The organism is Neotamlana sedimentorum (genome assembly GCF_000943565.1).
GTDB classification, from domain to species: domain Bacteria; phylum Bacteroidota; class Bacteroidia; order Flavobacteriales; family Flavobacteriaceae; genus Neotamlana; species Neotamlana sedimentorum.
This window is the reverse complement of record NZ_JTDW01000003.1, coordinates 1-14,306: the sequence shown is the minus strand read 5'-3', so window position 1 is coordinate 14,306 and position 14,306 is coordinate 1. Positions and strand designations below refer to the sequence as shown.

Here is a 14,306-nt window from a genome sequence, read left to right as displayed (position 1 = left end):
AAACTAGTTCGGGGTAATATGAAATTTTTTAAAGTTTATAGAAGAGTTTCTTTATTCTTTAAAGCGAACATTTTTAGAAATAAATTTTGGAAACTTTTTTATTGGTGTTAACGTGAGTTGTTTGTAATAACATTCGGCAGCTTCAGACTGTATTTGTATTTCGCCTTCGTTTAAAATAGTGCCATCGTGTTTTCTAGCATTTTCTACCACCATTACAATTTCGCCGTTTACTAAATGTACCGCATTGTTGCCAATAACATAAATTTCTAAAAGGTTCCATTCGCCATGTGGTTTATCGTGTTCTGAAGCCGCATGAATGTAGCCTTTGCCTTCTGAGTAAACTTCAGAGTTTGGATCGAATCGTTTTTCTTCTTTAAAACCGCCTCTAATATCGGTAATTGGCGAACCTACTTTTGGTTTTGCTGAGTTTCCGCCTAACGGAATAAAATCACCTAAATCACTTTCTTGTACTTGGTATTCTAAACAGGTTTTCCAGGTATTCCAAAAACGCCCATGCGGCCCGTAGCAATGGTATAAAATACCGCTATCGCGTTTTTTGTCTAGTCGTGGTTCCCACTTTTTGTCGCCCCATTTAAATAACACACTTAAGTGATAATTTGAGTAAGATGCTTTTGATGATATACAACCAAAAATTTCGCCTGTAATTTTTAAAACAGGTTCGCCATTTTCTTCAATAATAGAAAACACATTTTTTAAGTTGTTGTTTAAACCTATGGGTTCGCCTGAATTCATTTTATCCGATTGATAGGTGCCTTCTGGTAAATCTGTAACCGAGGAATGCGGAATGCTTAGCCAGATATCAAAATTGCTTAAATCTTTATCTAATAAAGCAATAGATTGTCCTTTTTTTTGAGAAAAAGCTGCCATACCAATGCAGGCAAACAGCAAAAATAATTGTTTGGTTTTCATATATTTAGTTTGGTTTTTTTCAAATATATGAATTAATACAAAACATAAAAGCCTACATAACTTAAAATATTATGCAGACTTTTATAGTAAGGTTTTAATAGGCTATTCCTTTTCCCATTCGGTATGGAAAATGCCTTCTATGTCTAATCTTTCGTAGGTATGCGAACCAAAATAATCGCGTTGCGCTTGTATTAAATTTAATGGCAAACGACTAGAGGTGTAAGCATCGAAATAGGTTAACGAATTTGATAAACCTGGTACAGGAATTCCGCTTTTAGCAGCATAACTTACCAATGTTCTTGCCGAAGCTACGGTAGACTGTATTTTTTCAACAAATTTTGGTGCTAAAAGTAAATTTTTAAGTTCTGGGTTATCGTTGTAAGCTTCAGTAATATCGGCTAACAAAGCAGCTCTAATAATACAACCTGCTCTCCAAATTTTGGCAATAACAGCTAAATCGCAGCCATAACCATATTCTTTCGATGCATCTGTTAATTGGTGTAACCCTTGTGCGTAGGTAATAATAAATGCAAAATACAAGGCTTCTTCGGCTAGCTTGGTTAACTCGGCTTTATCAATAGCTTCAGGTGTTGGTCTGCCGTATAATTCATCAGCTAAAATACGTTCGTCTTTTAAGGCCGAAATTTCACGCATACTCACCGCAATATCTATACTTGGTACAGGAATTCCTAAATCCATGGCGTTTTGCGATGTCCATTTTCCGGTTCCTTTTTGTTTGGCTTTATCTAGAATTTTATCAACTAAATCGCCATCACCTTTATCATCTTTTTCAGTAAAAATATCGGCAGTAATTTCAACTAAAAACGATTGTAATCTTCCAGAATTCCACTCAGAATACGTTTTATGAAGCTCGCTGTTAGTTAAGTCACCTGCTTTTTTAAGTAAATCGTAAATTTCGCTGGTAAGTTGCATTAAGCCATACTCAATACCATTGTGAACCATTTTTACATAATTTCCGGCCGATTTTTTACCCATGTAGGCCACACAAGGTTCGCCTTTGTATTTTGCAGAAACCGCTTCAAAAATGGGTTGCACCACTTTATAAGCTTCGGCATCGCCACCAGGCATAATACTTGGGCCTTTTCTGGCGCCTTTTGCGCCACCAGAAACACCGGCTCCAAAAAAGTGAATGCCTTTTTCTTCTAAATAGGCATCTCTACGATCGGTATCTGTATAAAACGAATTTCCGCCGTCAACAATAATATCACCTTTATCTAAATGAGGGATTAAGCTATCTATTACAATATCAACTACTTTTCCAGCAGGCACTAAAAGCATAATTTTTCGTGGTGTGCTAAGTGCATCAATAAATGTTTTTAAATCGGACGATGCGTTTACTTTTTCTGTATTTCCGCCTTCTTCTATTAAAGCATCTACCTTTTCTTGATCTAAATCGTGGCCAAAAGCCGAAAAGTTATTGTCTGCTACATTTAATATAAAGTTGCGGCCCATAACACCAAGACCAACCAATCCGAAATCGTATTTTTTATCGCTCATAATTTGTAGTTAAATTTAAGTGAAATCGACTAAAATCCTTTAAACACCTAGAAAATAAAGCGTATATTGAATGCCGAAAAACACAGTGTTTCAAAAGTAAAATAAATTATTTAGTTATTAATGAAATAGGTTTTAAAAAAGCTTACTTTTCAATAAATTAACAAAACAATATGAAGTCTATGGACGAGCAGATGCTTATCATTTTTGGGGCATCGGGCGATTTAACAAAACGAAAATTAATTCCTGCATTATACGATTTACATAAAGGTAATTTTTTACCCGAAAATTTCGTGGTTTTAGGAACCAGTCGCAGCGACTTATCTGACGACGATTTTAGAAACCGTGTGGTTTTTAATAGTGAGTTTTTAAAAGATGATGCTGAAAATAGCGACGCTACAAAAGCCGAATTTGCCAAAAAACTTTTTTACAAAGATTTAGGCGATGGCTACGACACAGATTTTACACCGCTAAAAGAAAGAATACACGAACTTAATAGCAAGTTTAAAATAAACCACAATTTTGTGTTTTATTTTTCATTGCCACCAAGTATTTACGAAACCGTTGCTAAAAATTTAGCAGCTGTAGATTTAAGTGTGGAAGGTGTTGGCTGGAAACGTTTAATTGTTGAAAAACCCTTTGGTTATAGCTTAGAAACAGCGAAAGAATTAAACATTGGCTTACAAAAGTATTTTAAAGAATCACAAATTTACCGAATAGACCACTATTTAGGTAAAGAAACAGTACAAAACTTATTGGTAACCCGTTTTTCTAATACCATTTTTGAACCACTTTGGAATCGAAACTACATTCGTCACGTAGAAATTACTAATGCCGAAAGTGTTGGGGTTGGTAATCGTGGTGGTTATTACGACAAATCTGGTGCATTACGCGATATGTTTCAAAATCACTTAATGCAAATTGTATCGATAGTTGCTATGGAACCGCCAATTAGCGACGATCCTGAAGAAATTAGAAACGAAAAGGTTAAGGCGTTAAAATCGTTACGAATAATGGACGACGAAGAAACCCTTTTTAATCATACCATTCGTGGGCAATATACAAGCGCCATAATAAATGGTGAAACCGTAAAAGGTTACCGTGAAGAAGAAGGTGTAGATCCAGAATCGACCACAGAAACCTTTGCAGCTATTAAATTTTATATAGATAATTGGCGTTGGAAAGATGTGCCTTTTTATGTGCGTACTGCTAAGCGAATGCCAACAAAAGTTACCGAAATTGTAATACATTTTAAACCGTCGCATCATCACATTTTTAAAGATCAAGATTTTGATACCGATAATAAACTTATTATACGCATTCAACCAGACGAAGGAATTTTAATGAAGTTTGGTGTAAAAGTACCAGGGCAAGGCTTTAATGTTGAGCGTGCTAATATGGATTTTTATTATTCTGATTTAGATGAAGGCAACAATATTATGGAAGCTTACGAACGCTTGTTGCTCGATGCCATGCAAGGCGATGCTACGCTTTATGCACGTGCCGATGAGGTTGAAGCAGCTTGGGCTTTTGTAGATCCAATTTTAAAATATTGGAACGAAAGCAAATCGGCCATTGTACATGGTTATTCTGCTGGTGTTTGGGGGCCTTTACATGCCGACGATTTAATTGAAGGACGTGGTTTTTGGAGAAATCCTTGTAAAAACTTAGCCGATGAGCCTTCGTATTGCGTATTAAATATTAAAAATAATGGAACTGAAAATTTATAAAGACAAAGCCGAAGTTGCCAAATACTTCGCGATATATTTAAAAGAATTAATTAGAACTAACGATAAATTAACCATTGCCTTATCTGGCGGAAGTACACCAAAAGTGATTTTTGATTATATCGCCGAAAACTTTAACGATTTAGATTGGAGCAAAGTATTTTTGTATTGGGGCGACGAGCGTTGCGTACCACCAACAAACGAGCAGAGCAATTACTTAATGACGGTTGAGCATTTAATATCTAAAATTGATATACCTCAAGAAAATATTTTTAGAGTTTTAGGTGAAGAGTGCCCAAATGAAGAAGCCAAACGCTATGCTATGGTTTTAAATGAAACTTTAGAAATAGAACATGATATTCCGCAATTCGATTTAGTTATTCTTGGAATGGGTGATGATGGGCATACTGCTTCTATTTTTCCTCACGAAATAAACCTTTGGGATGCAGCCGAAAGTTGCGTTGTGGCAACACATCCAGAATCGGCACAAAAGCGTGTGTCTATTACCGGCAAAATTATTAATAATGCGAAGCAAGTAGCCTTTTTAGTAACCGGAGCGAGTAAAGCAGAAAAAGTTGACGAAATTATTAATACTGCCGAAGTTTCTAAAAACTATCCTGCAAGTTTAGTAAACCCAGCAAGTGATAATTTATATTGGTTTTTAGATGAAGATGCAGCTGTTAAAATAAAATAATTTAACAACCGCAATCACCATTACCACACGATTTTTTTGAAGATTTTTTGCCTTTAAAAACAAATTTCTTCAATAAAAATACCACCGCAATTACTAACGTAGATATAACGAGTATGTTTTGTATCAAGTTATTCATGTGGTATTAGTCGTTTTATTTTCAAATTATTTCAAAAACTGAAAAGCAATTAGGGCGGTAACATAAGCTAAACCACTCATAAAAACCAGTTGAAGCATTGGCCATTTCCAGCTGTTGGTTTCGCGTTTTACAATGGCTAGCGTACTCATACATTGCATAGCAAAAGCGTAAAATAATAACAACGAAATACCACTTGCTAGAGTAAAAACTTTGGTGCCGTTACTATACGTTTCGGCAGCCATTTTACTTTTTATGGTGTCTTCATCTTCATTATCGTTGGCACTACCAACACTATAAATAGTTGCTAAAGTACCCACAAAAACCTCGCGAGCTGCAAACGATGTTACAAGTCCGATACCTATTTTCCAATCGTAACCTAACGGTCGAATAGCAGGCTCAATGGCTCTTCCAACAATACCAATATAACTGTATTCTAGCTTGTGTGCTGCAATTTTATCGTCTAATTCGGTTTCAGAAAGTGTCGGATTTTCAGTTTTTACAATCGTTTCAGCATTATTAAAATTATCACCAGGGCCGTACGATGCAAGTACCCAAAGCACAATGGAAATAGCTAAAATTATTTTACCAGCTTCTAAAATAAAAGTTCGCGTTTTTTCGTAAACACTTAAAGCTACATTTTTAAATAACGGAATTTTATAACTTGGCATTTCCATTACAAAGTAACTTTTACTCTTTATTTTTAAGACTTTATTTAAAGCATAAGCCGAAACTATTGCTGTTAAAAAACCAATAATATAAAGACTCATTAAGGTTAAAGCTTTGTAACTCATTCCTAAAAATGTGCCTTCAGGAATTACTAGTGCAATAATTATAACGTAAACAGGCAACCTTGCCGAACAGGTAGTAAACGGTGTAACTAAAATGGTAATAAGGCGTTCTTTCCAATTTTCAATATTTCTAGCGGCCATAACAGCAGGAACAGCACAAGCGTTTCCAGAAATTAAGGGCACAACGCTTTTTCCACTAAGGCCAAAACGCTTCATAATATTGTCCATTAAAAATACAACACGACTCATATAACCACTTTCTTCAAGCAGGGCAATAAATAAAAATAAGAATGCAATTGGCGGAATAAAAACCATGACACCACCAATACCAGCAATAATACCTTCGGCTAATAAGTTGGTAAATACGCCTGGTGGCAAGGTGTTTTTAACCCAGTCTGCAAGCGCTGCAAAGCTTTCGTCTATAAAATCGGTTGGTGGTCCTGCCCAATCGTAAACGGCTTGAAACATTAAAAACAATATCACAAAAAAGATGAGGTAACCCCATACTTTATGCGTTAAAATTCTATCTAGTTTAATGCGTAAATCGGTAGCTGCGGCTAAATCAACCTTAAGGCCATCTTTTAAAACAGTATTTATAAACTGGTAGCGTTTTATGGTTTCTTTTTGTTGTAATCGTTTTAAATCGGCAGTATCCTTTGTTTTAAAATCGTTAATGTCGTTAAAATCGTTTCGTTGAATTTTTCCAAAATTTACATCTTGCGTAATAACTAACCAAAGTTTATAAAGCAGCTGGTTCGGGAAAGCTTTCTTTAAATTTTTAAAGTAGGCATCATCAATAGTACTTATGTCTAAACATGGTTTAGTACTAAGCACACCGTAGTTTGTAATAAACTCTTTCAATTCAATTATTCCTTCGTTTTTACGCGTACTAATAACGGCAATTTTGGTATGAAGCTGTTTTTCAAGATGAGCAATATCAAGAGAAATACCTTTTTTTACCATTCTATCGGCCATGTTTATAACCAAAAGTGTAGGTATCTCTAAATCCTTAATTTGAGTATACAGTAATAAATTACGCTTTAGATTTTCAACATCGGTAACAACTACAGCTATATCAGGAAAATCTTTGTCATTTTTATTTAAAAGTAGCTCGATAACTACGCTTTCATCAAGCGACGATGCGTTTAAACTATAAGTTCCTGGCAAATCTAAAATATGTGCTTTAAGTCCGCGAGGTAGTTTGCAAATACCTTCTTTTTTATCAACAGTAATACCAGGATAATTACCAACCTTTTGGTTTAAACCCGTTAAGGCGTTAAAAACCGAAGTTTTACCTGTGTTAGGGTTTCCTATTAAAGCAACGTTTATTTGTTTACTCATTTAGCAGTTTTTTCAATTAAAATAAGCGCAGCCGTTTCTTTTCTTATCGCTAAATGCGAACCGTTTATATTTAAATAAATAGGATCTGCTAGTGGTGCAATCTGTAATAACTCTACAGTATTACCGGGTAAACACCCCATTTCTAAGAGTTTTAAAGGAATTTCGCGAGACGACACATCTGTAATTACAGCAGTTTCTCCTTTTTTTAGATGAGCTAATGTATGTTGCAAACTTATTTAGATTGATTTTAAAGAAGCAAAAATAATGTAAAAAAGTTTCAGGTTCAAAGTTTCAGGTTTAAAGTTTTCTAAATACCACAGTGTTTTAGGGCATTCCCCTAAAGGGTCGGGCTTTTCGTTACTAGTTTTGGCTCGATGCGCACCTCGCCAAAAGCTATCCACTGCAATCCCTAATGCGGTAGGCTAACTACTGTTTGTCTTCTTCCTTTAAAATATCGATATCGTTAAGTAAACGCTCAATATCGTCTTTATTTGTGCCATCGTAAAACCCACGAATTTGTCGTTTTTTATCAATAAGCATAAAGTTTTCAGTGTGTATCATATCAAAAGGGCCTCCATCACCAAAGTCTTTTACCGCTAAATAACTTTTTCTAGCGAGTTCATAAATTTGTTTTTTATCGCCAGTAACTAAATTCCATTTACTATCAATAACACCTTTTTCTTTGGCATAACGCTTAAGTTGAGCAACAGTGTCAATTTCTGGAGTTACGCTGTGCGATAATAGCATAACTTCATCATCATCTTTAATTTCTTTTTGTATATCGGCCATGTTTTTTGTCATAATAGGGCAAATGGTTTGGCAAGTGGTGAAAAAGAAATCGGCTACATAAATTTTATCTTTATAATCATCTTGTGTAATGGTTTTACCATTTTGGTTTACAAGACTAAAATTGGCTATTTTATGATATTTACGTTGGTGTTGTATGGTGCTGTCTACCAATTGTTCATCAACCATAGCAGGTTGGTAAATGTTTAGCGGTTGGTAAACATTAAGTGTATTGTAAATTAACGCAAGAATAACTACCGATATAATTGCAAAAACTACAGCAAACTTTTTGTAATCTTTAAAAAAGGATAACATAAAATCTAAAAATTTAAACAAAAATACATTGAAAATTAGAGCTTAAAAATTAATATCAGGTATAAATTATTGTTAAATACCTGTACAAATGGCTTTGCCCTTTTTAAAGTTGGTTTAAAAGCTTACTTTTGTGCGATTATAAAAAATTGACTGAAAACACAATATGGATTTTGTTATAAAAATATCTCAGTTTTTACTGAGTCTTTCCTTACTAATTATTTTACACGAATTAGGGCATTTTATTCCTGCAAAAGCTTTTAAAACTAGAGTTGAAAAATTCTATTTGTTTTTCGATGTGAAATTTTCATTATTTAAAAAGAAAATAGGTGATACTGTTTATGGTATTGGTTGGTTACCACTTGGTGGCTATGTAAAAATTTCTGGAATGATTGATGAAAGTATGGACACCGAGCAAATGGCTCAAGAACCACAACCATGGGAATTCCGATCTAAACCCGCATGGCAACGTTTAATAATTATGCTTGGTGGTGTAACCGTTAATTTTTTATTAGCGATTCTTATTTATATTGGAATGAGTTATTATTATGGCGATAGATTTTTACCAAACGATAACATAAAAGATGGTGTTTTAATCGAAAACACAGTAGCTAACAAAGCTGGTTTATTAACTGGCGATAAAATTTTAGCAGTCGATGGATCAAAAATTACGAACTTCTCCGAAATTTCTGAAAAAGTTTTATTTGGTAAAGAAATAAGTATAGAAAGAGACGGCGTAGAGTCGACCGTTATAATGCCAGAAGACTTCTTAGCTCAATTAATAGACTCAAAAGAAAAGGATTTTATCGATTTACGCGAGCCTTTCATTATTGTTGAGGTTCCAGATTCTTCAAGAAACATTAATAGTGGGTTACAAAAAGGAGATATTGTAGTAGGTTTAAATGATATACAAACAAAATACGCCGATCAAGTTAAAACGGCTTTACAAACCTTTAAAGGACAACAGGTTACAGCAAAAGTAAAACGTGATGACACTGAAATTACATTACCATTAAAAATTAGCAACGAAGGTAAATTAGGTTTGATTTATGCTTCTGGATCTACTCCAAAAACATTAGAAGCCTTAGGTTATTACACTTTCGAAACTAAAAAATACGGTTTTTTTGAATCTTTTCCAGTTGGTTTAACCAAAACTAAAGAAAAATTAGTGTCGTATTGGGGGCAATTAAAAGCTATTTTTACGCCAAGTACAGGAGCGTACAAAGGTGTTGGTGGATTTAAAGCTATTTACGATATATTTCCAGAATTTTGGAGTTGGCAAGTGTTTTGGGGCATCACTGCATTTTTATCTATAATGCTAGGTGTTTTAAATTTATTACCTATTCCAGCTTTAGATGGTGGACATGTTATGTTTTTGCTTTACGAAATGATTTCGGGTAGAAAACCAGGAGATAAGTTTATGGAATACGCGCAAATGGTTGGTTTCTTTATACTTATTGCTTTAGTACTATTCGCTAACGGAAACGATATTTATAAAGCTATTTTTAATTAATAAAATCGCAGAGAAAAAAAACAAATATTTTTTGTTTTTGTTTTTGCAGAATATAAAATAATATATATATTTGCGCTCGCTAAGACAAAGCACAACCTTCCTCAGTAGCTCAGTTGGTTAGAGCATCTGACTGTTAATCAGAGGGTCGCTGGTTCGAGCCCAGCCTGAGGAGCAAAAAGCCTAACAGAAATGTTGGGCTTTTTTTATGCATTAAACTTTCCTTGTTTTTACTACGTTTACGTTATTTAAGCTTCAAAATTAAATCTATTAGTGTTATAGCTTTTTGGTAAAATAGGGTGCGAAAAAGGTACCTATTAATATAACAAGGTTGTCGTTTGGTTTTTGTATAATAAATGAAGCTGTATTAACTTCTTTTAAATGCCAATTAAAAAGCTTTATTAAGTCATTATTTCAATTATAATTCATAAAAATATAGCTTAAGTTTCGCTATATAAAAATGTAGTTTTCGTTATTTTTGCTGTATGCAAAAAATACTAGCTTATCCTTTAACGGTAATATATTTTATTCTTTTTGGGTTAACATTACTAATTTTTCATCCCATTCAGTGGTTTTGTAATAATGTTTTTGGTTATAAAGCATTAAAAATTAGTGTCGATTGGCTTCAGTTTTTTATTATGCGTTGTTTAAACGTTTTAGGTACTCGTTTTACCTACGTAAATCCGTATAAAATTCCAGAAAAAACGCCATTAATAATTATTGCGAATCACCAGAGTATGTACGATATTCCACCATTAATTTGGTATTTACGCAAGCATCATGTAAAGTTTATTAGCAAAAAAGAACTTGGTAAAGGCATACCTAGCGTATCTTATAATTTACGTCATGGCGGCTCGGTTTTAATAGAACGCAAAAATCCAAGACAAGCCTTACCTGCAATTATGAAATTTGGTGAATACATAGAAACAACAAAACGTGCTGCTGCCATTTTTCCTGAAGGTACTAGAAGTAAAAATGGGAAACCAAGAGTATTTCAAACAAAAGGACTGGAAATACTGTTTAAAAAAATACCATCGGCTTTAATTGTTCCAGTTACCATTAATAACTCATGGAAATTGGTTAAATTTGGTAAATTTCCTATGGGTATAGGTGCTCATTTAAAAATTCAAGTTCATAAACCCTTGAAACTTTCCGATTTCGAAGATAAACAAGCACTTATTAACACCATTGAATCAACAATAAAAGAAGCTATTCATTAAAAAACTAAATAAAATGTCATTAAAAAATGTAAGACTAGAAGTTATGCAATTTCTAGAAAAAGATGTAGAGACATTAATAGAAAAATATTTAATTCCGATCGATACTATCTGGCAACCAACCGATTTTTTACCAAATTCTGAAGGCGATACTTTTTTCGACGAAATTGAAGAAATTAGAGAGCTATCAAAAGAATTGCCTTACGACTTTTGGGTAGTATTAGTAGGTGATATGATTACCGAAGAAGCTTTACCAACTTATGAATCGTGGTTAATGGATGTTGAAGGTGTAGATCAAGTAGGACAACCAAATGGGTGGTCAAAATGGGTTAAGCACTGGACTGCAGAAGAAAACCGCCATGGCGACGTACTTAATAAGTATTTATACTTATCGGGAAGAGTAAATATGCGAGAGATTGAAAAAACTACGCAATATTTGATTTCAGATGGATTTGATATTGGAACCGACAGAGACCCTTACAAAAACTTTGTTTACACCAGTTTTCAAGAATTAGCAACTTATATTTCACATAACCGTGTGGCAAAAATTGCAAAAAAAGCTGGTAATAAGCGACTAGGTAAAATGTGTCAAATAATTTCGGGCGACGAAATGCGTCATCATAATGCTTACGCTGAATTTGTAGATCGTATTTTTAAAGTAGATCCAAGCCAAATGATGATGGCTTTTTACTACATGATGAAGCAAAAAATAACTATGCCAGCACATTTTTTACGCGAGTCTGGAGATAAAATAAGTACAGCTTTTGAAGAGTTCTCAAACACAGCACAGCGCATTGGTGTTTATACCTCAACTGATTATGTAGATATTCTTCAAAAACTAATTAATCGTTGGGAAATTGATAAGGTAACTAACTTAACAGACGAAGCTGAAAAAGCTAGAGATTACCTAATGAAACTCCCTAACCGTATGTATAGATTAGCCGATCGTATTAAAATTCCAGAAAACTCATATCAATTTAAATGGGTAGAACCCGCAGCAAATAAATAGTTTGTAATGACACAAGAACAAATTATTAATGAAACAAAGCTGTTTGTAAAAAAAACTTTGACAAATGCCGAAGGCGGCCACGATTGGTTTCATACATTAAGGGTTTACAACAATGCTTTATTGATTGCAAAAAGTGAAACTGTAGATTTACTAATAGTTTCAATAGGCGCTCTCCTTCACGATATTGCTGATAGTAAATTTTATGATGGAGATGAATCTGTTGGACCTCATATGGCGCGCGAATTTTTGTTTAAATTAAATATTGACTCTACTATAATAGAGCATGTTATAAACATAATTAAACATATTTCCTTTAAAAATTCACTCTCAGGAAAAGTAACTTTTACATCAAAAGAATTAAAGGTTATTCAAGATGCTGATAGGCTAGATGCAATTGGCGCTATAGGTATTGCCAGATGCTTTAATTATGGAGGATTTAAAAACAGACCCATGTTTGACCCAGCCATAAAGCCAAATTTAAACATGACTAAAGCTGAATACAAAACATCAACAGCACCTACAATTAATCATTTTTATGAAAAGTTATTACTTTTAAAAAATAAAATGAATACTGAAACTGCTAAAAAACTTGCAAGCAAAAGACATAAATATATGCTTGAATTTTTAAATCAATTTTATAACGAATGGGATGGTAAGTCTTAAACCGCTTTTTGTGCTGAATCTTGGATAATTAACTTAATTTCTTTGCGATAGTTTGACGCCGTTTTTCCTGTAATTTCGGTAAACTGTTTGTTAAAATGCGAAAAATTATTAAATCCGCATTCGTAACAAATATCGGCTATACTCATTTGGCTTTCATTAAGTAATTTTGTTGCATGAACAACCCTGTATTCATTAACCAATTGCGTAAAAGTCTTTCCTGTAGCTTTTTTGAAATATCTACAAAATGCCGGAACTGTCATACTTACTTTATCCGCTATTTCATCTAATGAAATATGATTTTGGAAATTTTGATTTACATATTTAAATACAACATCAATTTTTGAACTATCTTGAGCTTCAGCTTCAAAAGCGAAACCATCGGCATTTAATAATTCATAATCGTCGGTTGTTGCTAAATATTCTAAAATTTCCAAAAACTTAATAACTTTCATCAAGCCTTCATAATCATTTAATTCTTCAATTTTAGGACCTAATTTTTGTTTTGTATTCACTTTAAAGCGTATACCCTTTTTAGCTCTATCAAATAGTGCAGCTAGATTTGCGCTTTCAGGAACGTTTAAAAATTCTTCACCTAAAAAATCAGCTTTAAACTGAATGGTTGTTTCTGTACCAGTAGCTGTTAATCTATCTGTAAATCCATTATGAGGCAAATTAGAACCCATTAAGATTAATTGACTATTATTGAAATATGATAAATGATTACCAATATGCGTTTTACCCTGACCTTTATTTACATAAATAAGCTCTAACTCTGGATGAAAATGCCAATAAGCAGCATTCTTATCAAGAGTATCAACGTGTTGTTTTATTAGAATTGAACTACCAAAACTGGGCGTAAGTTTTCTAAAAGTAGGTTTTTTATTAATCATAATAATTAGTATTTAAGGACAACGATACTATTACAGTACAAAATTAACATTTATTATGCATACATTGTACATATATTTCTCAAAAATATATGTTATTTTAACATTATCATCAATTAACAATTTATTAACTGTTAATTTAGCATATAAACTAGATAAAAAAATTGTTTTTATCGATGAAATACGTTTTTATATTTGTAATGTTAAACATTATAAAATATATCAATGCTTAACTAAATAAAAAAACCTTAATAAAAACAATTTAGTGTTTTATTAAGGTGTGTTTAGATAATCGTTGACAATATATACTCTTATTAGAGTAACAAAATTCATTAATAATTAGTTTAATGTCTTATTTAGTTTAGTTGGTAAAAGTGAGCTGTGGTGGCTCACTTTTTTTATTGCCTTATTTAGTTTAGTTAATATTTTGTGAAAATAACACAAAAAAACAATTCTACAAAACAATTTTTAACTTTTTTACCTTTTAACTATGCTATATTAACTTTAATATGAAATCTTAGTTAATATAGCATACAAACTCATCAATTTCATTTATTTTTTTAATAAAATTCTATTTTAAATTTGCATTGTTAAACATTATTAAAATAATTATCGAAATCATTTTTATTTTAATAGACTTAAAAAATTGGTGGTAGATTTTTTTAAGTCTATTAAAATAAAAATCGATAAAATATATACTCTAACAGAGTGACAAAATTCATTAATAATTAGTTTAATGTCTTATTTAGTTTAGTTGGTAAAAGTGAGCTGTGGTGGCTCACTTTTTTTTT

Annotated in this window: 12 protein-coding genes and 1 tRNA gene; 7 read left to right on the top strand and 6 right to left on the bottom strand. The window is 32.8% G+C overall.

Annotation, left to right across the window (positions count from 1 at the left end):
* Positions 1-51: 51 nt before the first annotated feature.
* Entirely contained in the window at positions 52-930 is an 879-nt protein-coding gene (locus tag PW52_RS04335; RefSeq protein ID WP_052823378.1) for a 3-keto-disaccharide hydrolase, read from the bottom strand.
* Positions 931-1,032: 102 nt separating this feature from the next.
* Positions 1,033-2,448: an NADP-dependent phosphogluconate dehydrogenase gene (gene gndA / locus PW52_RS04330; protein WP_044631716.1), complete on the bottom strand. Its 1,416-nt coding sequence runs from the start codon at positions 2,446-2,448 to the stop codon at positions 1,033-1,035.
* Between the two features lie 170 nt (positions 2,449-2,618).
* On the opposite strand from gndA, the gene zwf reads away from it, so the two are divergent.
* Both zwf and pgl read left to right on the top strand, forming a co-directional pair.
* Positions 2,619-4,175: a glucose-6-phosphate dehydrogenase gene (gene zwf, locus PW52_RS04325; protein ID WP_044631715.1), complete on the top strand. Its 1,557-nt coding sequence runs from the start codon at positions 2,619-2,621 to the stop codon at positions 4,173-4,175.
* The gene (gene pgl / locus PW52_RS04320; protein ID WP_044631714.1) at positions 4,156-4,866 is read left to right on the top strand and encodes a 6-phosphogluconolactonase; all 711 of its coding nucleotides are present in this window, start codon (positions 4,156-4,158) and stop codon (positions 4,864-4,866) included. The genes zwf and pgl overlap by 20 nt, the downstream gene beginning before the upstream one ends.
* Positions 4,867-5,028: 162 nt before the next feature.
* Here pgl and feoB read toward each other — a convergent pair whose 3' ends face one another.
* The 3 genes from feoB to PW52_RS04305 all read right to left on the bottom strand — a co-directional run bounded on the left by feoB (position 5,029) and on the right by PW52_RS04305 (position 8,232).
* Positions 5,029-7,131: a ferrous iron transport protein B gene (gene feoB / locus PW52_RS04315; RefSeq protein WP_044631713.1), complete on the bottom strand. Its 2,103-nt coding sequence runs from the start codon at positions 7,129-7,131 to the stop codon at positions 5,029-5,031.
* The gene (locus PW52_RS04310; RefSeq protein WP_044631712.1) at positions 7,128-7,361 is read right to left on the bottom strand and encodes a FeoA family protein; all 234 of its coding nucleotides are present in this window, start codon (positions 7,359-7,361) and stop codon (positions 7,128-7,130) included. Before PW52_RS04310 ends, feoB begins: the two co-directional genes overlap by 4 nt.
* A gap of 196 nt (positions 7,362-7,557) precedes the next feature.
* Positions 7,558-8,232, bottom strand: coding sequence for an SCO family protein (locus PW52_RS04305; RefSeq protein ID WP_044631711.1), 675 nt, complete (start codon positions 8,230-8,232; stop codon positions 7,558-7,560).
* A gap of 163 nt (positions 8,233-8,395) precedes the next feature.
* Here PW52_RS04305 and rseP point away from each other — a divergent pair, with 163 nt between their 5' ends.
* The 5 genes from rseP (at position 8,396) to PW52_RS04280 (ending at position 12,628) form a co-directional block, all read left to right on the top strand.
* Positions 8,396-9,742, top strand: a complete 1,347-nt coding sequence (gene rseP, locus PW52_RS04300) for an RIP metalloprotease RseP (RefSeq protein WP_044631710.1) — start codon at positions 8,396-8,398, stop codon at positions 9,740-9,742.
* Positions 9,743-9,840: 98 nt separating this feature from the next.
* Positions 9,841-9,914 (top strand) — tRNA-Asn (locus PW52_RS04295).
* 310 nt (positions 9,915-10,224) lie between these two features.
* Positions 10,225-10,959: a lysophospholipid acyltransferase family protein gene (locus tag PW52_RS04290; protein WP_044631709.1), complete on the top strand. Its 735-nt coding sequence runs from the start codon at positions 10,225-10,227 to the stop codon at positions 10,957-10,959.
* Between the two features lie 13 nt (positions 10,960-10,972).
* A complete protein-coding gene (locus PW52_RS04285) occupies positions 10,973-11,965 on the top strand; it encodes an acyl-ACP desaturase (RefSeq protein ID WP_044631708.1) in 993 nt (330 codons plus the stop codon).
* A gap of 6 nt (positions 11,966-11,971) precedes the next feature.
* Entirely contained in the window at positions 11,972-12,628 is a 657-nt protein-coding gene (locus PW52_RS04280) for an HD domain-containing protein (RefSeq protein ID WP_044631707.1), read from the top strand.
* Here PW52_RS04280 and PW52_RS04275 read toward each other — a convergent pair.
* The gene (locus tag PW52_RS04275; RefSeq protein WP_044631706.1) at positions 12,625-13,518 is read right to left on the bottom strand and encodes an AraC family transcriptional regulator; all 894 of its coding nucleotides are present in this window, start codon (positions 13,516-13,518) and stop codon (positions 12,625-12,627) included. The two genes, PW52_RS04280 and PW52_RS04275, sit on opposite strands and share 4 nt — an antisense overlap.
* Between the last annotated feature and the right edge of the window lie 788 nt (positions 13,519-14,306).

Excerpts from the sequence above, each read along its gene's own strand:
- PW52_RS04335 (WP_052823378.1), bottom strand. The coding sequence starts at position 930 with ATGAAAACCAAACAATTATTTTTGCTGTTTGCCTGCATTGGTATGGCA.
- gndA (WP_044631716.1), bottom strand. The coding sequence starts at position 2,448 with ATGAGCGATAAAAAATACGATTTCGGATTGGTTGGTCTTGGTGTTATG.
- rseP (WP_044631710.1), top strand. The coding sequence starts at position 8,396 with ATGGATTTTGTTATAAAAATATCTCAGTTTTTACTGAGTCTTTCCTTA.
- PW52_RS04290 (WP_044631709.1), top strand. The coding sequence starts at position 10,225 with ATGCAAAAAATACTAGCTTATCCTTTAACGGTAATATATTTTATTCTT.
- PW52_RS04305 (WP_044631711.1), bottom strand. The coding sequence starts at position 8,232 with ATGTTATCCTTTTTTAAAGATTACAAAAAGTTTGCTGTAGTTTTTGCA.
- pgl (WP_044631714.1), top strand. The coding sequence starts at position 4,156 with ATGGAACTGAAAATTTATAAAGACAAAGCCGAAGTTGCCAAATACTTC.
- zwf (WP_044631715.1), top strand. The coding sequence starts at position 2,619 with ATGAAGTCTATGGACGAGCAGATGCTTATCATTTTTGGGGCATCGGGC.
- feoB (WP_044631713.1), bottom strand. The coding sequence starts at position 7,131 with ATGAGTAAACAAATAAACGTTGCTTTAATAGGAAACCCTAACACAGGT.
- PW52_RS04280 (WP_044631707.1), top strand. The coding sequence starts at position 11,972 with ATGACACAAGAACAAATTATTAATGAAACAAAGCTGTTTGTAAAAAAA.
- PW52_RS04285 (WP_044631708.1), top strand. The coding sequence starts at position 10,973 with ATGTCATTAAAAAATGTAAGACTAGAAGTTATGCAATTTCTAGAAAAA.
- PW52_RS04275 (WP_044631706.1), bottom strand. The coding sequence starts at position 13,518 with ATGATTAATAAAAAACCTACTTTTAGAAAACTTACGCCCAGTTTTGGT.